Source organism: Pigmentiphaga sp. YJ18 (genome assembly GCF_038066655.1).
Taxonomy (GTDB): Bacteria; Pseudomonadota; Gammaproteobacteria; order Burkholderiales; family Burkholderiaceae_B; genus Pigmentiphaga.
In genome coordinates this window covers 1,048,036-1,069,291 of sequence record NZ_JBBUKU010000002.1, presented here as the reverse complement: position 1 = coordinate 1,069,291, position 21,256 = coordinate 1,048,036, and the positions used below count along the sequence as shown (strand labels likewise).

Genomic DNA, 21,256 nt, shown 5'->3' with positions numbered 1-21,256 from the left:
GTATTTCAGGCTTCGTCGACGATACTGTCCATTGCCGCAAGAAGATCCGGGTCGCTTTCGATGGCCTCGCAGACCAGATCGATCAAGTGCTGATAATCGGGATCCAGGGCCAGCGAGTCGTCGCCGAACTGATGCTGCAGGATCGTCGCGATTGTGGCTCGGTGAAGCTGGCGTTCCTGGGCGCCGGGCTTCTCGCGGTTCACCTACGATGTAAACGGCAACGTCAAGAGCGCGACCGATGTAGTGGGCAAACGCGAGTTTCGCTACCTGGTCGATGGCGATGGACAAGTGCTGCGGCGGGACGAGTATCTGGGCAGCGAGACCAACGCGGCGGGGGAACTGGTCAGCGCACGCGGCAACCGCTCGCACTCCTACTACTACCTGGGCGGGCATCGCGTCGGCAACGTCGGCAACGATGGCGTTGAACGGGTGGACTACGCCCAGGAGCTGTCGCGGACGACGCCCGAGCAGACCAAGGCCGAGGACTACTACAAGCGGTTCAAGCCGTCGGCGGGCGCGGATTTCGACGAAAACTACATGCCGATCAACAGCGGCTATCCGGGATCGGCACCCGGCGCGTATACGGTTCGCACCGGGGAGACGCTGCGTAGCATTGCGACCTCGCTATGGGGCGATTCGGCGCTGTGGTGGGTCCTGGCAGATGCGAATGGACTCAGTGGCGATGACCCTCTGGTGGCCGGCACCGTGCTGCGGGTGCCCAACAAGGTCAAGAACGTGCACAACACGTCGGAGACCTATCGGCCGTATGACCCGGGCAAGGCATTGGGGAATACCAGTCCGACGCTGCCCGAGCCGCCTCCGCCGCCGGGGCGCGGTGGGTGTGGTGGATTCGGAGCGGTGCTATCCGTCGTGGTAGCGGTGGCGGTCACAGCGTGGACAGGCGGTGCCGCGTCGGCGCTACTGGGTAGCGAGATGCTCGGCTGGGCAGCGGCCGGTGCATTGAGTTCCGTCGCGGGTCAAGCTACGGCAATGGCGACAGGGGTCCAAGACAAGTTTAGTTGGACGGGCGTGGCACTTGGTGCCGTGGGCGCGGGAGTGACAACTGGCTTGACGCAGGCCGGATCGTTGAGCGCTGCATTAGCCAAGTTGGGAGATACGGGCAGCCAGATCGCTCTGGGCGGAATTCGTTCGGTAGCGACGCAGGGTATCGGGGTGATGACCGGACTCCAGTCCAGCTTTGATTGGAAGGGGGTGGCGGCCTCTGCGATAGCTGGAGGTATTGGACAGGAGGTACGCGACACTGCGCTGGGTAAGGTAGATCTATTTGGTGATATGGCAGTGGGGCTGTCGGCGGGAGTGGCAAGTGCGCTAGTACGAGGGCAGAGCATAGGGAGAAATTTGGGAGCGATTACGGCTGATGCTATCGGAGCAACAATCGGTAGCCGGATTACTAGGACACTACAGCAAGCTGACCCAACTCCAGTCACGTTGAACGGAATACAGATAGGGGGAATGCCTGCAAGGGTGAAATTGCCGACGCAGTATTTGCGAGAATCTGTTTCCTCAGATTTCGGCCCGAATTTCGAGTCGGATGGAGTTGTGGCGGTTTCCTTTCCTGTAGAGTTTAAGGATCCTGTCTTGGTGGCGGAGCTGTCGCCGCTAACAGAGAAGGTCGACCGTACGTCGGCACAGTTGAGTGCTATGCAACGTACTCAGGCAATCGGACTGGGGGGTTTATGATTTTGGAGCTGGTTCGTTGGAGTCAACGGCCTACAGTCTAGGTGTAGCCGGTACACAGGAAAGCCGAGTGGCATGGGCGATTCAAACAGCTCAGGAGAACTCAGAGAGTTTAATGCGTATTGCGCAAAATCCAAGGGGGGTGGTGAATCGCTTTTGGGATAAGATCACGAGTGACGATCCAGCCGCAATTCGACAGGCAACGGGAGAGGGGCTGGGGGTTGCCTTTAGTGTCGGTTCGGTTCTTGGCATGAAGATCGGGGCTGGTCGGATCGGGAGAGTATTGCATAGTGTTGACGAAGGTGGAGGAGCAAGCGCCTTAGGGGTTGATGTTCCTTACAGCGCAAGAAATATTGGAGATGCTCTCGAAATTCGTTATCCTGGACAAATAACGTCAAGCACGTTGCCGTCAGCGCTAGACAAGAATGTCTCACTAGCAGGGACGAAGCACCCTGTCTCCGGTATTGTGTTTGATAACCGCGGGTTTCCTATTTTTGATGACGTCGCTGTATTTGATACGCGCATTGCTAGGCAATATTCGACTGTCGAGAACAGTTCATTGCACATGCGTGCTGCGACCCGGGACCTAAGGGATGGATTAGTGCGTGAAGAGGTTAGTTCCTCTATGTTTACGCAGCAGCAAATGACCGCAATTCAAGCAGGACAACCAAAAATTCCAGGCTTAACCTGGCATCATCATCAGGACACCGGTCGTATGCAACTAATTCCAACCAAAATTCACCAACAGACAGGACATGTTGGCGGGTTTGAAATGTGGTTCCGTTGAGAGGAAATCGTGAAAGAACTACAATGGTTTGACCCAGGGGAAAGGCTTGAAGATGGTCAAGTGTATAGCGCAGAATCACGCTTGGCTGTCAATTTCCCCCCGGATTACATCGCGATTGTCGTAAATCATTCTGGTGCAAGCAATCCAGATAAATGCGAATTTGAATATGAAGACAACGGTCGGGTGCGGGTAGGGAATTTTGGGCTGCTTTTGAGTTTGGGTGATGGCCAGTCTGAGAATATTTTTGAAGCAATTGAAAATTTAGGCGATCAGCTGCCGGAAGGGGTTATTCCGATTGTTGATACTGGAATGGGCGATTTTGTTTGTTTTGACTACCGCAAGGAGGGGGCGCCTTGCATTGTTTATTTTTCCCATGAAAAAAATGATGAATATGCAATTATTCCGCTTGCCTCGTCGTTTGCCGGGTTTTTGGGAAAATTAAGAAAACCCGACGATCTTTGAATTTTCATGCTGCTGGGAAAATTAGGGAAGAAGCGTTGGCGGGACGGTGTCTCTTATAGGCCGTGGATTGTCGTTGCGGTTATTGTTTATGGAAATTTCTTCTCGAAAACGATACTTCAATTTGGAGTGAGAAATTACTGAACCGTCTGTAGTCGGGAAATTGAACGAGGACCTGTGGGTTAGTGAGTCAGTCATCGATTCGGCTGCCGTTGTGTCGCATTGATGAGTGTTCCAAGGCCAGATAACTATCCGTCTGCGCGTGCTATTGCGGTGAAAGTGATTTTCTCAGCATCTCAGTCCAGCGCACCTGAGACTATCTGGTTTAGGAATGCCGAAGCATCGTGTGTGGCCACTGCAGCATCCGGCGATATTTCGGAATAAGCCGAGAATCCATGCGGCATGCCGGGATACACCGTCAATTCATGCGGGCATCCGATACTTGCCAACTGCTTCGCAAACAACCGCGAATCCTCAATGAGCGGATCGATATCTCCGACCCCCAACCAGATCGGTAAACAATCCCGAATCTCCGTCTTGGCGGGTATGGCAGAGGCAGGCGGATTGCCCCACGCGGGCCCTAGGTATTGCTCCCATACCCATTTCGACTGCGGCCGCAAATTCTTCCGCGGACCGCCCAGGTTGCCGTAGAACAAAATCAGGCAAGGCAGCGCGGCGCTCCACCCGGCATCCGTCAATCGACGCCAACCCAGCACACACAGCGACGCACCAGCCGACTCTCCCCATAAGACCACGCGAGCAGGCAGATCTAATCCGGCCGCATGATCCAGCAACCACGCCACGCCAGCCACCACATCATCGCGCTGTGCAGGAAACACATGCTCCGGAGAACGCCGATAATCCAAGGCGACCACCGATCGCGAAGTGGCATTGGCAATGCCCCGGCAGACCGCCTCGTGCGAATCCAGCCCGCCCGCCCACCAGCCCGCCCCGCGCACGAACACGACAAAAGCATCGTCGCGACAGATAGCCGGCCGATACAAACGTGCGCGCATATCGCCCTGGGCACCCGCAACAGTCAGATCACGCGTGTTCGCAATGGGCGGCAACCGCGCGTTGATCGCCGCAAAGTATCGATCCTGCTGAGCTCGTGCCTCGGCCAGCGGCAGCACAGTGGGATCCGCCTGGGCGCACCCAGCAGCTTTGAGACGGGCTTGCTCGGCGGCAATCAGAGGATCGAGAGACGGGAGCGGTGCCGCCGTCATGCCTCTGCCTCCTGTCGCATGCTCTTGGGCACCAGGGAAAAATCCCAACCATTGTTCTCCATCTTGTCCAGCACGTCGGCGCCGTACTGGTCGATGATCTTTTGCCGCACGGCGGGCAGGCGGCCGACGTCGTCGAAGTCTTCCAACTGGCCCTGGATGATGACCAGCAGGTGGGCATCCTGGTCGGAGATGTTGATGAACTGGCGGGCGACCTTGGGCGGCATGGCGATCATGTCGTAGGGTTCCAGTTCGATGCTTTCCTGGCCTTCGTCGCCCCAGCGTATCAGCCATCGGCCCGACAGCGCCATGAAGGTTTCGTGAGTCTTCCAATGCACGTGGAGTTCGGGGCCGTCGTTGGGCGCGGCAACGGCAAGGCCGACGCGGATGACGCCTTTGTCGCCGTCGACGATGGCGGGGTTGGGGGAAAGCCGTCCCGGTAGGGACGCGGGCGCCATCAGCACGTAGTTGGCCTTGGGGTTGAAGATGCGCAGTACGTCCGCGGGGATGCCCAGGTTGTCGTTCCAGTGGGCGGAGCGCGGTTTGAGTTGGTCGAAGCGGGCGATGCGGGATTGCATTTCGTCCAGGGTGGGGCAGAGGGTCTTCATGACGGTTCCTGGTGGCAAGGGAAGGGACTCAGTTCTGTACGCTGATGGCCGCATCGGATACGACTTTTTTCCAGGCGGTGTAGTCCTGTTTGATGAAGGCGGAGAAGTCGCGCGGATTGGAATAGACGACTTCGATGCCGTTGTCAGCCAGGCGTTTGCGGACCTCGGCGGCCGAGAATCCGTGCTTGATGGCGGCGGAAATCTTGTCGACGATGGGCGACGGCGTGCCTCGTGGCGCGAGCACGCCGTACCAGGTGGTCACGACCATGTCGGGCAAGCCGACTTCGACCGCCGATGGGGTGTCGGGCAGCAGGGGCTGGCGTTCCCGGGTCAGCACGAACATGGCTTTGAGTTGCTGGCCCTTGATGAGCGGCACGGAGCTGGGCAGGCCGTTGATGACCATGTCGATCTGTCCGCCCACCGCCGAGGTCACCGCCTGCGAGGCACCCTGGTAGGGGACGTGCAGGATGTCGGTGCCGGTCAGTGCCTTGAATTTCTCGAAGGCAAGGTGGTTGGAGGATCCGGCACCGCCGGAGCCGTAGCTGAACTGGCCCGGATGGGCGGCAAGCCGCGCGCGCAGGGCGGAAAAGTCGTCCTGGCCGAATTTCTGTGGATTGACCACGAATACGTTGGGAACTTCCGCGACCATGGCGACGGGCGCCAGGTCGGCCAAGGGGTCGAAGCGCAGGCTCTGGTTGATGGCGGGGGTAATCGTCAGTGTGGGCGAGGTCAGCAGCAGGGTATAACCATCGGGCTGGGCCTTGGCGACGTGTTCCATGGCGATGCGTCCACCGGCGCCGGACTTGTTTTCCACCACGACCGGCTGGCCCAGTTCCTGCGTCAGCCGCTCGGCCAGCATCTGGCCGACGACGAAGGTGGCGCCGGTGGGGAAGGGCAAGATCAGCTTGACGGGCTTGGCGGGGTAGTTCTTTGCATCGCTGGCGATCGCAAGCGTGGAACAGGCCGCCAACAGGGCACCCAGAATCCAGATCGGTTTCATCGCTGCCTCCTGTGTTTGTATTTGGCAGGCATGCTACGCGCCGTCGAAGGGGGTGTCGGTGGGGCGGCGCTTATGAAGAAAATAAGCAGCGTCTAATGGGCGCAGGTCCGAGACTGCGCTTGCCCATTACCGGGGAGTCCCTATGCATCCGTTGGCCAATGTCGACTTTCGCACCTTGCAGATCTTCCTGACGTTGATGACCGAGCGCGGCGTGACGGCCACCTCGCTGGTGGTGGGCGTCTCGCAGCCGGCCATCACGCAGGCGCTGAACAGGTTGCGCAAGACCTTCGGCGATCCGCTGCTGGTGCGCAGCCCGCAAGGCATGCAGCCGACGGAAAAGGCGTTGGCCCTGGAGCGCGAGATCAGGCGTTTCCTGGAGGAGGTCGCGCATATCCAGGCATCGCAGCAGGATTTCGATTCCTCGCGCGAGCAGCGCGAGGTCGTGCTGACCGCCCCGGAGTATCTGGAGCAGTTGCTCTTGCCGACCATCGCCACGGTGCTGCGGCGCGATGCTCCGCGCGTCACGTTAAGCATACGTTCGCCCGACCAGCGGCGTATTGATGCGTTGCTGGCCGCCGGCGACGTGGATTTCCGGCTGGGATGGGTGCGCGATCCCCAGCCTTCCGTGCGGACCATGCCGCTGTTCGAGGACGACGTGGTGGTGATCGGCGGACCCGGCAACCGGGCGCTGGCCGAGCCGTTGACGTTGCCGGCCTACGTGGCCTTGCCGCACGTGCGATTGCTGGGAAGCGGCCGCACCACGTCGGGCAGGGTGATCGACGAGTTCATCAAGCAGCAGGGCCAGAGTCTGGCGGTCTGCATCCATGCCCAAGGGTTGATGGCGTTGCTGGGAACGTTGATGGTGTCCGATGCGGTCGCCACGGTGCCCCGGCGCATGGCGCTGAAGATACGGGAGGTGTTCCCGGTGCGGATGGTTGATTTCCCCGGGCATTTGCCTCGCGTCAGCAATGCCTTGTACTGGCACGAGCGCACCCAGCGTAGCGCGTTCCACCAATGGTTCCGGGGCGTCATAGGCGAGGCGGCCAGGCATGCCGCCGCGACGTACGCATGACCGGGTAGCGGCGGCCAGGTTTTTGTGGAATGATTGTGAAATATCACAAATATTTCACACGGAGAGCCCTCCATGCCCCGCAAGCAACGCATCACCACCCCTCACGTCGCCGAAGCCGCTCCCGGCCTCTGGTCCAACTGCCTGCAAGTGGGCGACACCCTCTACCTGTCGGGCCTGACCTCCCGCGCCAACGACGGCGACACCATCCAGGGCAGCGACGAATACGAGCAGTCGCAGTTCATCTTCGCCAAGATCAAGCACCTGGTGGAAGCGGCCGGCGGCAAGATCGACGACGTGGTCACGCTGACGGTGTTCGTGACGCGCATGTCGGGCAACCAGGGGGTCTGGAAGGCGCGCCGCGAGTTCTTCACGGGCGATTTCCCGGCCTGCGCGCTGGTGGAGGTGAAGGGGTTGGCCAAGCCGGAAATCCTGGTCGAGATCCAGGGCCAGGCCAGACTGGGCGCGGGGGGCTGATCATGAAGAAGCTCGTGTTGGGCCTGGCGTTGTCGCTGGCATCCACCGCCCCGATGGCGCAGTCGTTTCCCTCGCAACCCCTGACGCTGATCGTGCCCTATGCCGCGGGCGGGTCGTCCGACGCCTTGGCGCGCGCGCTGGCCCAGGTGGTGGGCAAGGCGGCGGGGGTATCGGTGGTGGTGGAGAACCGTCCCGGCGGCGGCACGGTCATCGGTGCGCAGGCGCTGCTGGCCAAGCCGGCGGACGGGCAGACGGTGTTGATGATGGCGGCGAGCTTCGTCATCAATCCTTATCTGATCAAGAATCTGCCGTTCGATACGCGCAAGGATTTCCAGCCGGTGACGGCGCTGGCCTCGAATCCGCATGTGCTGGTCGTCTCGTCCAAGGTCCCCGCCCATGACCTGAAGGGGTTCATCGACTGGGCGAAGGCGCAGCAGGGCAAGGCGAGTTTCTCGTCCTTCGGCAATGGGTCGTCGGGCCATCTGGGCTTCGAGCTGTTCAAGCAGCGCGCGGGCATGGAGATGCTGCACGTGCCCTATAAGGGCTCGGCACCGGCCACGATGGCGGTGCTGTCGGGCGAGGTGGACGCGACGCTGGGCGACGTGGGCGTGGTGGCGCCGCACATCGCGGCGGGCAAGCTGAAGGCGCTGGCGGTGTCCGGGGCGAGCCGTTCGGCCGCGCTGCCGGGGGTGCCGACTTTTGCCGAGGCGGGGCTGACAGGGTTCGCGTCGGAAACCTGGATGGGCTTGCTGACCCGCGCCGGCGTGGCGCAGGATCGGGTGGACCGTCTGCATGACCTGTTCGCGCAGGCCTTGCAGGATCCGGAGGTGCGCAAGACGCTGCAGCAGCAGGGCATGGAGGCCAAGCCGTCGGCCCCGGCCGAGTTCGCGCGTTTCCTGCAGCAGCAGTCGGACCAGTACCGCGTCGCGGTGGAGAAGGCGGGACTCAAGCCGGAGTGAGCCGGGGCAGGGGGCCCGCGAGGCTACAATCGCGGGCGCACCCGCCACGCTTGACCATGCCGCATGCCCAGACCCTCGAAGACCTCGCGACCTGCCGCCGCCCGCGACGGCGATGAACACGCCAGCGGCTCGCCCTCGCTGGGCGAGCAGGCTTATGTTGCGGTCAAGCGGATGATCCTGTCGCACGAACTGCGGCCGGGCGAACACATCAACGTCGCGCAGTTGTGCCAGCGGCTGGACCTGGGGCGCAGTCCCATCCATCTGGCGACGCACCGGCTGGCCCGCGAGGGGCTGGTGGAGATCCTTCCGCGCAAGGGGCTGCTGGTCAAGGCCGAGACCCTGGATGGTTTCCTGGAGCTGATCGCCGCGCGCCAGTTGATCGAACCCTATCTGGCGGGGCTGGCGGTGGACCACATGCATCCCGAGATCGTCCAGCAGTTGCAGGAGCTGGTGGACGCCGGCTGGGAACGCTATCGGGCCAAGGACCACGCGGGCGGCATGGAGATCGACCGGCGCTTCCACCATCTGCTGTACGACACGGCGGACAACCGCACCTTGTCGGATTTCGCGGCGCTGCTGCTCGATCGTTCCATGCTGCTGTGGTTCCGCCCCAAGGTGGACGCGGGCGAGCGGGCGAACGTGGCGGAGCTGGAGGACCTGCTGGACTGTATCCGGCGCGGCGACCGTGCCGGGGCGGTGCGCACGATGGAGGCGCACGTGGGGTCGATCCGGCAGAAATACCTGGGTTGAATTCTCCGTTTACCTTCCATTCATCTTTCTTGTAATGCAAAATTGCATTGCAATGACTGGGTAACTGGAGGTAAGCCATGGGCAGATTGACGGTGACCGCCCCGGGGCCGTCCTTCGGACAATTGCGCGGCATTCTGAAAGGCAAGACCAACGGCGCCAAGCTAAGCATCGAGGACATCAACGCTGCGATAGCGGAAGGCGCCATGAAGGCCGACGGGCCATGAAAGTCACCGCCGATACGTACCTTTGACGAACAATCGCCCGAACGACCCGATGGCCAAGCTGCCGCCCGCCGAAGTCCTGGACCTGCTGCTCGACGCCATCTGCGTCGTGGACCATGACGGCCGTTTCCTGTCCATTACCGGGGCGGGCGAGGGCATCTTCGGCTACAAGCCCGAGGAAATGGTGGGGCGGCGCATGATCGAGTTCGTCCATCCCGATGACCGGGCGCGCACGCTGCACGCGGTGGAGCGGATCGAGGCCGGCTATCTCCAGCGTTATTTCGAGAACCGCTATGTCCGCAAGGACGGCAGCGTGGCCCACATCATGTGGTCGGCGCGCCTGTCGGACGACAAGGCGCATCGCGTGGCGGTGGCCCGCGACATTTCCGCCCGCGACGACGTGCTGCCGGACGAGCGCCTGCAGCCGGCCGGGATGGCCGACGAGACATGGCGGCTGTCCTCGGCGCCGCCCAGCCTGACGCCTCCCGGGTTCGCGCCGATCCCGCTGTCGGGACAGGACTACCGCGTGCTGCGCGCCCTGGCCGACGGCACCGGCGAATGCGTGACGCGCAAGGCCATCGTGCAGGCGCTGGGCGAGAATTTCCTGGATTACGACCAGCGTCGCCTGGATACGCAGATGCGCCGCCTGCGGCGCAAGGTGGAACAGGCGTGCGGGCTGGAGCTGCCGGTGGCGACGGTGCGCAGCCAGGGGTTCAAGGTCTACCGGAAGATCGAAGCGGCCGACTAGGGCCGGCTCTGTCAATGCAGATGTAACCACTTCTATTCCCGTTGCCCCAGGCGGGTTGGGGGGCGGCCAGCCGTGTAAACTTCCGGCTTTTGCCCGTCCGGTCTCATGGCGCACATGTCCGGGCGCACAGGCGCCAGCGGCCCGGCTTTCGTCCGCCTGCTTGCCCGCCTGGCGCACGCCCACGTTCCCACCCCCCGGCAGCCGCTTGCCGACCGGCTGAGCCTGTGGCTCGGCTGGACCGATGCCATCGCGCTGTCCGCGGTATTGAGCGGCAACGCGAAAGCGGCGCCCGCCAGCATGCCCGCCAGCGATACGGCCGCGCGGGAGGATAGCGCGCGGGTGCGGGACGAACTGGCCCTGGCCATCGAGCGGGACCGGGTGCTGCGCCCCGTGCGCAGCCGCCACCGGCGCGATCCCGCGCTGCTGGTCGATCCGGACGACGACACCGATTTTTCCCGCTACCGCCAGCGCTGCCTGGCCAAGCAGCAGCAGATGGAGACCGGCATCGCGGCCCTGCGTGGCCGCCTGCGGGCCATGCTGGCCGCCGGCTCGCCCGAGATGGCGCGGCTGGCCGCGGTGGACGCGGTCATGGAGCGGGTGCTGGGCACGCAGGAGCGCAATCTGCTGGCCTCGGTGCCCGGCCTGCTGGAAGGCCATTTCCTGCGCCTGCGCAAGGCCGGCCAGGATCCCGCCAACAACGACAACGATCCCGGCCCCTGGCTGGACACCTTCCGCGCGGACATGCGGGGCGTCCTGCTGGCCGAGCTGGATTTCCGATTTCAACCGGTCGAGGGGCTGCTGGCGGCCCTTCGCGCAAGCTGATCCGTCCTAGATGAGCAGATATCTTCCTTTCGTGGTTTTCTTCGTGGGTCTGGCCGTGGTGGGCTGGGTGGGCGTGGGCTATGTCGGCTCGAACCTGCTGGCGCTGGCGGTGATCCTGCTGATCGCCGCGTTCTATGTGCTGGGCGGGCTGGAACTGCGCCGTTTCCACGAGGCGACGTCGTCGCTGGCACGCGCCGCGGCGGATCTGTCGGCGCCGCCGTCCAGCCTGGGGACGTGGCTGGAGCAGGTGCATCCGTCGCTGCGCAACGCCGTGCGGCTGCGCGTCGAGGGCGAAAGGGTGGGGCTGCCGGGGCCGGCACTGACGCCGTACCTGGCCGGCCTGCTGGTGTTGCTGGGCATGCTGGGGACGTTCCTGGGCATGGTGGCGACGCTGCGGGGCACGGGGGTGGCGCTGGAAAGCGCGACCGACCTGCAGGCGATCCGCGCGTCGCTGGCGGCGCCGGTCAAGGGGTTGGGCTTCGCCTTCGGGACCTCGGTGGCGGGCGTGGCGGCGTCGGCGATGCTGGGCCTCCTGGCCTCGCTGTGCCGGCGCGAGCGCCTGCAGGCGGCGCAGGCGCTGGATACGCGCATCGCGACGGTGCTGCGTCCGTATTCGCTGGCCCACCAGCGCGAGGAATCGTTCAAGCTGTTGCAGCGGCAGGCGGACCTGATGCCGGCGCTGGTCGACCGGTTGCAGGCTTTGGCCGAGTCGGTGGCCAAACACAACGAGGCCCTGGGCGAGCGCCTGGCGGCCGGGCAGGAAAGCTTCCATGGCCGGGTCGAGGCCGAGTACCGGCGCCTGGCCGGTTCGGTGGAGCAAAGCCTGAAGGAGAGCCTGGCCGACAGCGCGCGGGTGGCCGGCGCCACGATCCAGCCGGCGGTCGAGACCGCGATGGCCGGCCTGGCGCACGAGGCGGCCAGCCTGCACGAGACGGTCACGCAGGCGGTGCAGCGGCAACTGGACACGCTGTCCAGCCGCTTCGAGACCAGCACCGCCACGGTGGCCGATACCTGGAATACCGCGCTGGGCGAGCACCGGAAGACCAGCGACGCGCTGGCGGGCGACCTGCGCACGGCGCTGGACGCGTTCGCCCGGACCTTCGAGCAGCGTTCGGCCAGCCTGGTCGAAGGCGTGTCCGCCCGCCTGGAGGCGTCGGTGGACCAGGTGTCGTCGACCTGGGGAACGGCGCTGGCGGCGCACCAGCAGACCAGCGAGACCCTGTCGGGCGAGCTGCGCGCCACGTTCGATGGCGTCGCGCAGGCCTTCGCGCAGCGTTCGACCGAGATGGTGGAGACCGTGGCCGCTCGGCTGGAGAACGTGGCCGGACAGGTGTCGCAGGCGTGGGGCGCGGCGCTGGACGGGCACCAGCGCACCAGCGAGGCGCTGGCCGGCGACGTCCGCGCCTCGTTCGACCGGCTGGCGGAAGATTTCGAGCAGCGTTCGGCGGGGCTGGTGGACGGGATCGCCGTCCGCCTGGATGCCACGGCGGGGACAGTGTCCGGTGCCTGGAGCACGGCGCTGGACGAGCACCGGCGCACGGGCGAGGCCCTGGCCGGCGACATGCGGGCGTCGTTCGACCGTTTCGCCGAAACGTTCGGGCAAGGGGCGGCCAGCCTGGTGGAACGGGTGGCCGGCCAGTTGGAGGCCGCCGTCCAGAACGTATCGGGCGCCTGGAACGAGGCGCTTGCGCGGCATGGACAGGCCAGCGAGCAGTTGTCCGGTGACACGCGTCAGGCGCTGGCCGAGGCCGCGGCCACCTTCGAGCGCCATGCGGCCTCGCTGCTGGACACGGTGGGACAGGCCCATGGCGAACTGCGGTCCGAGCTGGCCTCGCGCGACGAGGCGCGGCAGGCGGCCTGGACCGGCGCCCTGGAAACCCTGGCCGGCTCGCTCAGCCAGGAATGGCGCGAGGCCGGCGCGCAGATCGCGGGCCGGCAACAGGAGGTCTGCGAGACGCTGGCGCGCACGGCCGGCGAGATCTCGTCCGAGTCCCAGGCCCATGCCCGCGCCACCATCGCCGAGATCGAGCGGCTGGTGCAGGCGGCCTCGGAAGCTCCGCTGGCGGCGGCCCGGATCATCGGCGAATTGCGGCAGCAGTTGTCGGACGGCATGACGCGCGACAACGCGATGCTGGAAGAGCGCGAGCGGTTGCTGCAAACGGTGGGCAGCCTGCTGGACACCGTCAACCACGCCAGCACCGAACAGCGCGAGGCGGTCGATGCGCTGGTGGCGGCGTCGGCCGACATGCTGGACCGGGTGGGCACGCGCTTCACCGAGCAGGTCGGCGCCGAGACCGGCAAACTGGAGTCGGTGGCCGCGCAGGTGACCGGCAGCGCCGTCGAGGTGGCCAGCCTGGGCGAGGCGCTGGGGCAGGCGGTCAAGCTGTTCGGCGAATCCAGCGACAAACTGATGGAGCAACTGCGCGGCATCGAGGGCGCCCTGGACAAGGCCGTCGCGCGTAGCGACGAGCAGCTTGCCTACTACGTCGCGCAGGCCAAGGACGTGATCGACCTGAGCATGATGTCGCAGAAACAGATCGTCGAGGAGCTGCGGCAGCTCGACGCGCAACGGGCGCCGGCGGGCGACGTGTCCTGATGGCCGACGACATCGAATCCAACGTCGAGGCGGCATCGCCCGTCTGGGCGGTCTTCGGCGACCTGATGTCGGTCATGCTGGGCGCCTTCGTGCTGCTCCTGGTGGGCGTGATCGGCACGCAGCTGGAACTCTCGACCAAGCTCGAAGAGGAAGTCCAGCGGCGGCAGGGCGAGGTGCAGCGGCGGCAGGCCCTGGAGCAGGCGCTGGCCGGGCCGCTGGCCACGGGACGGGTGACGCTGGTCGATGGCCGCATCGGCATCAGCGGCAACGTGCTGTTCGCGCTGAATTCCGATGCCTTGCAGCCGGAAGGCCGGCAGGTGCTCAAGAGCCTGGTGGGGCCGCTGGGCGCCTACCTGAAGGCTCGCGACGAGATCATCATGGTGAGCGGCTTCACCGACGACCGGCTGATACGCGAGGGCAACCGCCGCTTCGCCGACAACTGGGAGCTGTCGGCGCAGCGGGCGCTGACCGTGACGCGGGCCCTGATCGACGAGGGCATTCCATCGTCGTCGGTGTTCGCCGCCGCCTTCGGCGCCGAGCAGCCCGTGGCGTCCAATGCCAACGACGAAGGCCGGTCGCGCAACCGGCGCGTGGAAATCGCGCCCATGCCCCGGTCTTCCCAGCGCCGTGAGTAGGGACACCGTGTCCGACGCGGCGACGCTGCTCGACACCTGGCGCGGGCAGGGAGCGGATCGCGTCGATCCGCTGCGTTTCCATTTCATCGAGGCGCTGGCGCGGCGGGCGTCCGGGCACGAGGGCGAGGCGCGCCGCGTCCTGGACGAGAAGCTGGCCGGCGTGCTGGACGACTATGCCCGCCGCGTGGAGCAGGCGGCGGGCGCGGGCGAAGCCGTGGCGGCGCCCGTGCCGGCAGACGGCCTGACCACGCTGGTCGATCTGTTGTCGGCGAACGGCGCCGCGCTCCAGGACGCCGCCGGCGACATGGCGGTGCTGGACTACTTCCGGGGCCTGTGGGCCGAGCTGCGCGTGGGCAGGGAACTGCGGCAGGCCCTGGAGAACGTGCCCGAGAACGCCGGGCCGCTGAACTCGCTGCATCTCGTCCACCAATCGCTGATGCTGATGCACGACCTGGCGCCGGGATACCTGCGGCATTTCCTGTCGTATGCCGATACCCTGTCCTGGATGGAGCGCATGAGCGGCGCCGATCTGCTGCTGGGCGCCGCCCCGCGCGCCGAGGCGCCGAAGAAGACCGGCAAGGGCAAGGCCGACTGAGGCGGGCGCCTCCCGCAGGAGGCGGGAAAACGTCTATGCTTGGCGGGTCGTCCGGCGCGGCCTCTTGGCCCAGGCGCCGGCGCCGTTCCCGGAATGCCCGCGCCATGCCCTTGTTCTACCTACGCAGACTGACCGCCGTCGAGCGCACGCCCCAGGCCAACCGCCACCTCGCCTACATCCTGGCACTCGTCGCCGGCGCGGTGAACGCGGGCGGCTTCCTGGCGGTCCAGCAATACACCTCCCACATGTCCGGCATCCTGTCGTCCATGGCCGACCATCTGGCCCTGGGCGGCGTGGCCTTCTTCCTGCAAGGACTGGCCGCGCTGCTGTTCTTCGTGCTGGGCGCCGGGACGTCGGCGGTGCTGATCAATTTCGGCCGCCGCTCGCGGCTGGCCAGCGAGTACGCGCTGCCGCTGCTGCTGGAGGCCGGGCTGCTGCTGTGCTTCGGCCTGCTGGGGGGCAACATCGAGCAGTTCCGCTGGCTGGCGGTGCCGGCCACCGTCATGCTGCTGTGCTTCATCATGGGCTTGCAGAACGCCATCATCACCAAGATCTCGCGCGCCGAGATCCGCACCACCCACGTCACCGGCATGGTGACCGACATCGGCATCGAACTGGGCAAGCTGTTCTACTGGAACGCCTCGCGCGAGGCCGATCCCGGGCATTTCGTGAAGGCCGACCGCGCCAAGCTGCGCGTGCTGGTCATGCTGGTCGGCCTGTTCTTCGCGGGTGGCGTGGGCGGCGCGCTGTCGTTCGCCTATTTCGGCTTCGTGTCGACCGTGCCGCTGGCGGTGCTGCTGGGCCTGCTGGCGGTCATGCCGGTGGCCGAGGACCTCCAGGGCTACTGGCGGCACCACTAGGGGCGCGGCACGCGACGGCGTGACGGGGCTAGGCGCCCTCGGCCTTGAGCGCGCAGTCGCGCGCGTAGGCGTCCTCGTGGTTGGCCAGCACGTTCGGCACCAGCACCTTGAAGGCGGGCTTGCCCCCGGCGCCTTCCACTACCTGGTAGATGTGGTAGTTCTGGATGGGGTAGTTGTTGCGGTTGAACCGGAACGGGCCACGCACCGACTTGAACGGCGCGCCGCGCAGCGCGGCGGCCAGCGCCTGGCGGTCGGACACGTTGCCCGAGCGGGCGCGGACGGCGGCGTCGATCAGCATGGCGGCGTCATAGCTGAACGCGGCGTAGGACGTCGGGGTGCGCTTATACTTCTTCTCGAAGGCCGCGACGAAGCGGCGCGACTCGTCGTTGTCGGCGCCGGGCTGCCAGGACTCGGCCACGATGGCGCCGACGCCGGCCTTGCCCATGGCGTTGACGCTGCCGGGCTCGACGGTGTGCACCGAATACATGGGCAGCTTTTGCAGCATCCCGAACTGCTGGTACTGGCGCACGAAGCTGACGCCCTGGCTGCCCGGGAAGAAGGCGAACAGGCCTTTCGCGCCCGAGGAGCCGGTGGCGGCCAGTTCGGCCGAGAAATCGAGCTGGGTGAGCGGGGTGTAGGTTTCCTGGGCGACCTTGCCCCGGTAGAAGCGCTTCAGGCCGGTGACCTTGTCCTTGGAGCCCAGGAAGTTCGGGGCGAGGATGGCGACGGGGTCGACGCCGGTGTCCTGCAGATACTTGCCCATGGCTTCGGCGGTGGTGTCGCTTTGCCACGAGGTGATGAAGAGATTGGACTTGCACTGCGCGCCGGCCGTGGGCGAGGGGCCGGCCACCGAGCCGATGAAGGGGACGTCGGTGCCGGCGATCTTTCCCTGCAGGGCCATCAGCACGTTGGCGTAGGTCAGCCCGGTGACCACGTCCACCTTGTCGCGGTCGAGCAGCTTGGTCAGGGCCTGGACGGCGATCTCGGGCTTCATCTGGTCGTCCTCGCGGAGGACGCGCGTGGCGACGCCCCCGAGCTTGCCCTGCATCTGCTCCACGGCCAGCATGAAGCCATCGTACTGGTCCTGCCCGACGTCGGCCGACGGGCCCGACAAAGTGGCCAGGAAACCTATCTTCAGATCGGCTGCCGCCGGGCTGCAGGCGGCCGCGGCGGCCAGGCCCAGGGTCAATGCCAGAGTGCTTCGCATGCTTGTCTCCCTTGCTTGAATGTCCTGCCCGCGCGCCAGCGCGGATCGGGCATCACTGTGTTTTATAGTTACGGCGTTGGCTGGCCAGTATCCTCGCCCGCCGGCCCGTCATCCATGGGCTGGCGATGATTCCAAGCTATTAGCGGAATTGATAGTTCTTCCCAAGCCGCGACAGGAGCCGCGCCGTGAAAGACCTGAATCTGCTGTACGTGTTCGAGGCCCTGTGGCGCGACCGCTCGGTCACGCTGGCGGCCGAGAACCTGGGGGTGACCCAGGGTGCCGTCAGCAGCGCGCTCAAGCGCATGCGCGTGGAATACCGGGACAAGCTGTTCGTGCTGGCCGGACGCCGCATGGAACCCACGGCACTGGCGGCCGAGATCGCCCCCGCGCTGCTCGAATCGCTGAATGCGATACGCAAGACGTCGGGCATGCTGTCGTCGTTCGACGCGGCCGAGTCGAGCAGGGCCTTCACCATACGCACGCGCGACGTGGGCGAGGTGGTGGTGCTGCCCAGCCTGTTCACACGCATCGCCCGGGCCGCGCCGGACGTCAAGCTCAACGTCGTGTTCGCCCCCATCGACGAGACCGTGCAGGGCCTGTCGACCGGGCGCATCGACGTGGCGCTGGGCTACCTGCCGGCGCTCGAGCGCAACATCCACAGGAAGGTGCTGTTCAAGCAGCGCTACCTGTGCCTGATGCGGCGGGACCACCCGATCGCCCGGCAGGAGTTGACGCAGAAACGCTTCGTGGCCCAGCAGCATCTGCTGGTGGAATACGCGGGCAGCGGCCACATCCTGCTGGAACGCGCATTGAACGAGGTGGGGGCCCGCGACCGGATCCAGGTGCGCATGCAGCAATACCTGGCGGCGCCGCACCTGGTGCTGAACTCGGATCTGATCTGGACCTGCCCGGAGTCGCTGGTGGTGGAGCTGTGCAAGTATTTCCCGCTGGTGGTCAAGCCGGTGCCGCTGCCGCTGGGCCATTTCGAGGTAGCCCTGTACTGGCATGACCGTTTCCATAAGGATCCGGCCAGCCTGTGGTTCCGGGAACAGGTGGTCGACTGCATCGACGGCATCGGTTTCCGGCCCTGAGCGGCGGATCGCGGCGCCCGGCTTCATTGCACGATGGTGAAGCGGAATTCGCCGATGTGCTCGATCCATTGCCGCACGACGTCGCCCGGTTTCAGGAAGCGCTTGCGCGCGGCGCCCACGCCCGCCGGCGTACCGGTCAGGATCAGGTCGCCCGGCCGCAGCGTCAGGCGCGAACTCAGGTGGGCGATCTGGTCGGCGATGCTGAACAGCATGCGCGACGTGTTCGAATCCTGCATCAGCTCGTCGTTCACCCACAGCTTCATGGCCAGGTTCATGGGGTCGGGCACGAAGCGCGCCGGCGTGATGGCGGGGCCGAGCGGGCAGGCGCCGTCGAAGGATTTCTGGCCTATCCAGTCCCACTTGAAGGGCGAGCCCTCGGCCACGCCGGGCCGGCCGAAATGGCCGCGCGCCGACAGGTCGTTGGCCACCACGTAGCCCGCCACGTAGTCCATCGCCTCATCGACGGCCACGTCCTTGGCGGTCCTGCCCACGATCACGCCCAGTTCCAGTTCCCAGTCCAGCAGGGGCGCGCCGCCGGGCACGCGCACCTGGGCCTCGGGCCCGACCACCGTGGTGCCCGAAGCCTTGATGGCATGCCAGGGCGTCTGGCCCGCGCCCTTGGGGTCGATCTCCAGCGGCATGGACAGCTCGCGCTGCATTTCCTCGACGTGGTCGCGGTAGTTGGCGCCGGCGAAATAGATGGTGGGCGGGTGGGGATGCGGCGCCAGCAGGGTGGCGCCGCGAACCGGCTCGCGGCCCGGCAGGTCGCCGGCCAGCACGGCCAGCTTGCCGTCGGCGCGGGGCCAGTCGTCCAGCACGTCCTGCACGCGCGCATAGCGCGGCGAGGCGTAGATGTTGCCCTGGTGGAGCAGGCCGGTCCGACTCTGGCCGTCGTGCAGGAAGGTCACGAGCTGGATCATGCGTCACCCTGGTTGCGGATCTTGAGTTCTTCCAGCGAGCCGATGTCGGCCGCGTCGTCCATCGAGAAGCGGTCGCCGAAGTCGAACAGGTCGTCGTGCTGGAAGCCGTTGTCGTAGCACTGCAACTCCCACCAGTTGTGGTCCAGGTCCTCGAGGTAGAAGGAGTACACGCCGTGCATGTCCTGCACCGGCAGCACCTGGCGGATGCCGTATTTGTCCTGCAGGCGCACGGCGTCGGCGTGGGCCTGGTTCACGGCCTCGCGGCTGGGCAGGTCCAGGCCCCAGTGATTGAGCAGGTTGGCGGGGTGGACCTGGTCGCCCACTTCCACGCAGATGATGTGGAAGCGCATGGCCAGGCGCACCGCCATCGCCGGCTTGCCGTGGCGCACGCATTCCAGTCCCAGGAATTCCTCGTAGAAGCGGCGCGAGGCCTTCAGGCTGTAGCACTCCAGCGTGCCGTGGCCCAGGCAGAAGGGCTTGACCACGGAGTCGTGGGCCGGCGTATCGACCCTGCAGTTTTCGGGCAGCATGATGTCTCCTTGTTCCAAAGGCATGAGTTCGTGTGTCAGCACTTGTCGGCGGCGGTCAGGAACGCGTCGGCGAAGAATTCGTCCTGGGGCAGGCCGCAGCGCGCCACGTAGTCGCGCCGTGCCGCGTCCACCACCACCGGCGCGCCGCAGGCGTAGACCTGGTGGCCCGACATGTCGGGAAAATCCTCCATGGCGGCCAGGTGCACGAAGCCGGTGCGCCCGGTCCACGCGCAGTCCGGCGTGGGCTCGCTCAGCACCGGCACGAAGCGCACGTGCTCGTGCCGGTCGGCCCACGACTGCGCGAGGTCGTGCAGGTAGAGGTCGCCGCGCCTGCGGCCGCCCCAGTACAGCGTGATGGGACGGCGGTTGCCGCGCGCCAGGGCGTGTTCGATCAGGGACTTGATGGGGGCGAAGCCCGTGCCCGAGGCCAGCATGATCATGGGCTTGTCGCCGTGCTCGCGCAGGAAGAACGAGCCCAGCGGGATCTCGAGCTTGTGGATCTCGCGCAATTTCATCGCGCCGAACACGTGGTCGGTGAAGCGACCGCCGGGCAGGTGGCGCATGTGCAGCTCGACCTGCCGGACGCCCTCGTTGTCGGGAACGTTGGCGATGGAATAGCTGCGGCGGGTGCCGTCCTGCAGCAGGATGTCCAGGTACTGGCCGGCGCGGAACAGCGTGGGCTCGTTCATGGGCAGGCCCAGCGTGACGATCATCACGTCGTCGGCGGCCCGCTCCATCTTCAGCACGCGGGCCGGCATGTATTTCGAGCGGATGGCGTCGGCCGGGTCCAGTTCGTTCACCTGGACGACCAGGTCGGTCAGCGGCGTGGCCTTGCACAGCAGCGCGTAGCCCTGGCGCTTGTCGTCCTCGTCCAGGCAGCTGGGGTGAACGTCGCCGTAGTCGACCCGGCCTTCGACGATGGTGGCGCGGCAGGTGCGGCAGATGCCGGAGCGGCAGCTGTAGGGCATGAACAGCCCGTTGTCGAGACCGGCCTTCAGGACCGGGGTGCCGGGCGGACAGGCGTAGGCATGTCCGCTGGGATGCAGGGTGATGGTGTAGTCCATGTCTCTCCGCCGCGCCGGGTGCGTGGCCGCGGCGCAGTCATAGTGTCCGACGCCAGTCTAATGACGGTTGCGCCGGGGAACTATCGTTCGGAGAGAAGGCTTGCTATTAACGGTGTTATTGCCCCGCGATCTGCGCCACCACCGCCGGCAGCCCGGCCACGCTGTCGATCACGTAGTGCGCCCCCGCCGCCCGCAGCCGCTGGCCGGCCGCCTCGCGCCGCGCCGCCACGTGTTCGGGGGGAAGGGCGGACAGCTCCTCGAGGGTGAGGCCGGTTTCGTTGCCCGACAGCGCCAGCCCCACGCACCACATGCCCGCGTTGCGGCCTTCCTCGATGCCGGGGATCGTGTCGTCCACCTTGATGCAGGCGCGCACGTCGCCGATGCCCAGCGCCAGCACGTTGGCCAGCGCCATGTAGGGGCCGGGCCGCCCGCCCGCGCGCAGTTCGTCGCCGGCGACCACGTGGTCGGCCGCGATGCCGTGGCCGGCGGCAATCGGCAGCAGCACGTCCAGGACCTCGCGCGGATAGCCGGAGCAGGAGCCGATGCGGATGCCCTGCCGGCGCAGCCATGCCAGGGTTTCCCCGGCGCCCGGGATGGGGGCCGAATAGTCGCCCACCTTCTCGATCTGCATGGGCATGAAGCGCCGGTAGATGGCGTCGACGTCGGGCTCGCCCGGCGGCTGGCCGAAGCGTTCCAGCCATTGCGCGCGGATGGCGGGATGGTCGAGCAGGGTGCGGATGTGGTCGCGCTTGGACAGGCCCATGGGGCCGCGCGCCTGGTCCAGGCCGACCTCGATGCCGAAGGAGGCGAAGGCGTCGACGAAGATCTGCGTCGGGGCCAGGGAACCGAAATCCACCAGGGTGCCGGCCCAGTCGAAGATGACGGCCTGGACGGCGTGGGGGGCGGGAAGGTCGGGGGGAAGGGGGAGGGACATGGT

General features: G+C 65.9%; 24 protein-coding genes. 15 read left to right on the top strand and 9 right to left on the bottom strand.

Going from position 1 to position 21,256, the window contains the following annotated elements; translation table 11 throughout:
* Nucleotides 1-5: 5 nt before the first annotated feature.
* Complete coding sequence (locus WKR98_RS18840) at nt 6-203, bottom strand: hypothetical protein (protein ID WP_341434357.1); 198 nt, start codon at nt 201-203, stop codon at nt 6-8.
* Nucleotides 204-243: 40 nt separating this feature from the next.
* Between WKR98_RS18840 and WKR98_RS18835 the strand changes: the two genes are divergently transcribed.
* From WKR98_RS18835 to WKR98_RS18825, 3 genes are all read left to right on the top strand, one after another.
* Nucleotides 244-1,701, top strand: coding sequence for a LysM peptidoglycan-binding domain-containing protein (locus tag WKR98_RS18835; protein WP_341434356.1), 1,458 nt, complete (start codon nt 244-246; stop codon nt 1,699-1,701).
* Between the two features lie 67 nt (nt 1,702-1,768).
* On the top strand, nt 1,769-2,485 hold the full coding sequence (locus WKR98_RS18830) for an HNH endonuclease (protein WP_341434355.1): 717 nt from the start codon (nt 1,769-1,771) through the stop codon (nt 2,483-2,485).
* 9 nt (nt 2,486-2,494) lie between these two features.
* Nucleotides 2,495-2,947: an SMI1/KNR4 family protein gene (locus tag WKR98_RS18825; RefSeq protein WP_341434354.1), complete on the top strand. Its 453-nt coding sequence runs from the start codon at nt 2,495-2,497 to the stop codon at nt 2,945-2,947.
* A gap of 293 nt (nt 2,948-3,240) precedes the next feature.
* Here WKR98_RS18825 and WKR98_RS18820 read toward each other — a convergent pair whose 3' ends face one another.
* The 3 genes from WKR98_RS18820 to WKR98_RS18810 are packed head-to-tail and all read right to left on the bottom strand — an operon-like array spanning nt 3,241 to nt 5,775.
* Entirely contained in the window at nt 3,241-4,170 is a 930-nt protein-coding gene (locus tag WKR98_RS18820; RefSeq protein ID WP_341434353.1) for an alpha/beta hydrolase, read from the bottom strand.
* On the bottom strand, nt 4,167-4,775 hold the full coding sequence (locus WKR98_RS18815) for a cupin domain-containing protein (protein ID WP_341434352.1): 609 nt from the start codon (nt 4,773-4,775) through the stop codon (nt 4,167-4,169). Before WKR98_RS18815 ends, WKR98_RS18820 begins: the two co-directional genes overlap by 4 nt.
* A gap of 28 nt (nt 4,776-4,803) precedes the next feature.
* Nucleotides 4,804-5,775, bottom strand: coding sequence for a Bug family tripartite tricarboxylate transporter substrate binding protein (locus WKR98_RS18810; protein WP_341434351.1), 972 nt, complete (start codon nt 5,773-5,775; stop codon nt 4,804-4,806).
* 142 nt (nt 5,776-5,917) lie between these two features.
* Between WKR98_RS18810 and WKR98_RS18805 the strand changes: the two genes are divergently transcribed.
* The 11 genes from WKR98_RS18805 to WKR98_RS18755 all read left to right on the top strand — a co-directional run bounded on the left by WKR98_RS18805 (nt 5,918) and on the right by WKR98_RS18755 (nt 15,507).
* Nucleotides 5,918-6,847 (top strand): LysR family transcriptional regulator, encoded by a 930-nt coding sequence (locus WKR98_RS18805; RefSeq protein WP_341434350.1) that lies wholly within the window; start codon nt 5,918-5,920, stop codon nt 6,845-6,847.
* 72 nt (nt 6,848-6,919) lie between these two features.
* On the top strand, nt 6,920-7,321 hold the full coding sequence (locus WKR98_RS18800; protein WP_124689196.1) for a RidA family protein: 402 nt from the start codon (nt 6,920-6,922) through the stop codon (nt 7,319-7,321).
* A 2-nt stretch (nt 7,322-7,323) separates the two neighbouring features.
* On the top strand, nt 7,324-8,280 hold the full coding sequence (locus WKR98_RS18795) for a Bug family tripartite tricarboxylate transporter substrate binding protein (protein WP_341434349.1): 957 nt from the start codon (nt 7,324-7,326) through the stop codon (nt 8,278-8,280).
* A 63-nt stretch (nt 8,281-8,343) separates the two neighbouring features.
* A complete protein-coding gene (locus WKR98_RS18790) occupies nt 8,344-9,030 on the top strand; it encodes a GntR family transcriptional regulator (RefSeq protein ID WP_124689198.1) in 687 nt (228 codons plus the stop codon).
* Between the two features lie 77 nt (nt 9,031-9,107).
* The gene (locus WKR98_RS18785; RefSeq protein ID WP_192901811.1) at nt 9,108-9,254 is read left to right on the top strand and encodes a hypothetical protein; all 147 of its coding nucleotides are present in this window, start codon (nt 9,108-9,110) and stop codon (nt 9,252-9,254) included.
* Between the two features lie 22 nt (nt 9,255-9,276).
* On the top strand, nt 9,277-9,999 hold the full coding sequence (locus tag WKR98_RS18780) for a PAS domain S-box protein (protein ID WP_238160379.1): 723 nt from the start codon (nt 9,277-9,279) through the stop codon (nt 9,997-9,999).
* Nucleotides 10,000-10,104: 105 nt separating this feature from the next.
* Complete coding sequence (locus WKR98_RS18775) at nt 10,105-10,821, top strand: DUF3348 domain-containing protein (protein WP_124689199.1); 717 nt, start codon at nt 10,105-10,107, stop codon at nt 10,819-10,821.
* Nucleotides 10,822-10,831: 10 nt separating this feature from the next.
* Entirely contained in the window at nt 10,832-13,417 is a 2,586-nt protein-coding gene (locus WKR98_RS18770) for a DUF802 domain-containing protein (RefSeq protein WP_341434348.1), read from the top strand.
* A complete protein-coding gene (locus WKR98_RS18765; RefSeq protein WP_124689201.1) occupies nt 13,417-14,052 on the top strand; it encodes an OmpA family protein in 636 nt (211 codons plus the stop codon). The genes WKR98_RS18770 and WKR98_RS18765 overlap by 1 nt, the downstream gene beginning before the upstream one ends.
* Nucleotides 14,045-14,647 (top strand): DUF2894 domain-containing protein, encoded by a 603-nt coding sequence (locus WKR98_RS18760; RefSeq protein WP_341434347.1) that lies wholly within the window; start codon nt 14,045-14,047, stop codon nt 14,645-14,647. Before WKR98_RS18765 ends, WKR98_RS18760 begins: the two co-directional genes overlap by 8 nt.
* 104 nt (nt 14,648-14,751) lie before the next feature.
* Nucleotides 14,752-15,507: a YoaK family protein gene (locus WKR98_RS18755; protein ID WP_124689203.1), complete on the top strand. Its 756-nt coding sequence runs from the start codon at nt 14,752-14,754 to the stop codon at nt 15,505-15,507.
* Nucleotides 15,508-15,535: 28 nt separating this feature from the next.
* On the opposite strand, the gene WKR98_RS18750 is transcribed toward WKR98_RS18755, so the two are convergent.
* A complete protein-coding gene (locus tag WKR98_RS18750; RefSeq protein WP_341434346.1) occupies nt 15,536-16,714 on the bottom strand; it encodes an ABC transporter substrate-binding protein in 1,179 nt (392 codons plus the stop codon).
* Nucleotides 16,715-16,899: 185 nt separating this feature from the next.
* Between WKR98_RS18750 and WKR98_RS18745 the strand changes: the two genes are divergently transcribed.
* Complete coding sequence (locus tag WKR98_RS18745; RefSeq protein WP_341434345.1) at nt 16,900-17,805, top strand: LysR family transcriptional regulator; 906 nt, start codon at nt 16,900-16,902, stop codon at nt 17,803-17,805.
* A 23-nt stretch (nt 17,806-17,828) separates the two neighbouring features.
* Here WKR98_RS18745 and WKR98_RS18740 read toward each other — a convergent pair whose 3' ends face one another.
* The 4 genes from WKR98_RS18740 to phnX all read right to left on the bottom strand — a co-directional run bounded on the left by WKR98_RS18740 (nt 17,829) and on the right by phnX (nt 21,253).
* Nucleotides 17,829-18,725, bottom strand: a complete 897-nt coding sequence (locus WKR98_RS18740) for a fumarylacetoacetate hydrolase family protein (RefSeq protein WP_341434344.1) — start codon at nt 18,723-18,725, stop codon at nt 17,829-17,831.
* Nucleotides 18,722-19,255 (bottom strand): VOC family protein, encoded by a 534-nt coding sequence (locus tag WKR98_RS18735; protein ID WP_124689214.1) that lies wholly within the window; start codon nt 19,253-19,255, stop codon nt 18,722-18,724. The genes WKR98_RS18740 and WKR98_RS18735 overlap by 4 nt, the downstream gene beginning before the upstream one ends.
* 35 nt (nt 19,256-19,290) lie before the next feature.
* Complete coding sequence (locus WKR98_RS18730; RefSeq protein ID WP_341434343.1) at nt 19,291-20,319, bottom strand: CDP-6-deoxy-delta-3,4-glucoseen reductase; 1,029 nt, start codon at nt 20,317-20,319, stop codon at nt 19,291-19,293.
* Nucleotides 20,320-20,434: 115 nt separating this feature from the next.
* A complete protein-coding gene (phnX, locus tag WKR98_RS18725; RefSeq protein ID WP_341434342.1) occupies nt 20,435-21,253 on the bottom strand; it encodes a phosphonoacetaldehyde hydrolase in 819 nt (272 codons plus the stop codon).
* Between the last annotated feature and the right edge of the window lie 3 nt (nt 21,254-21,256).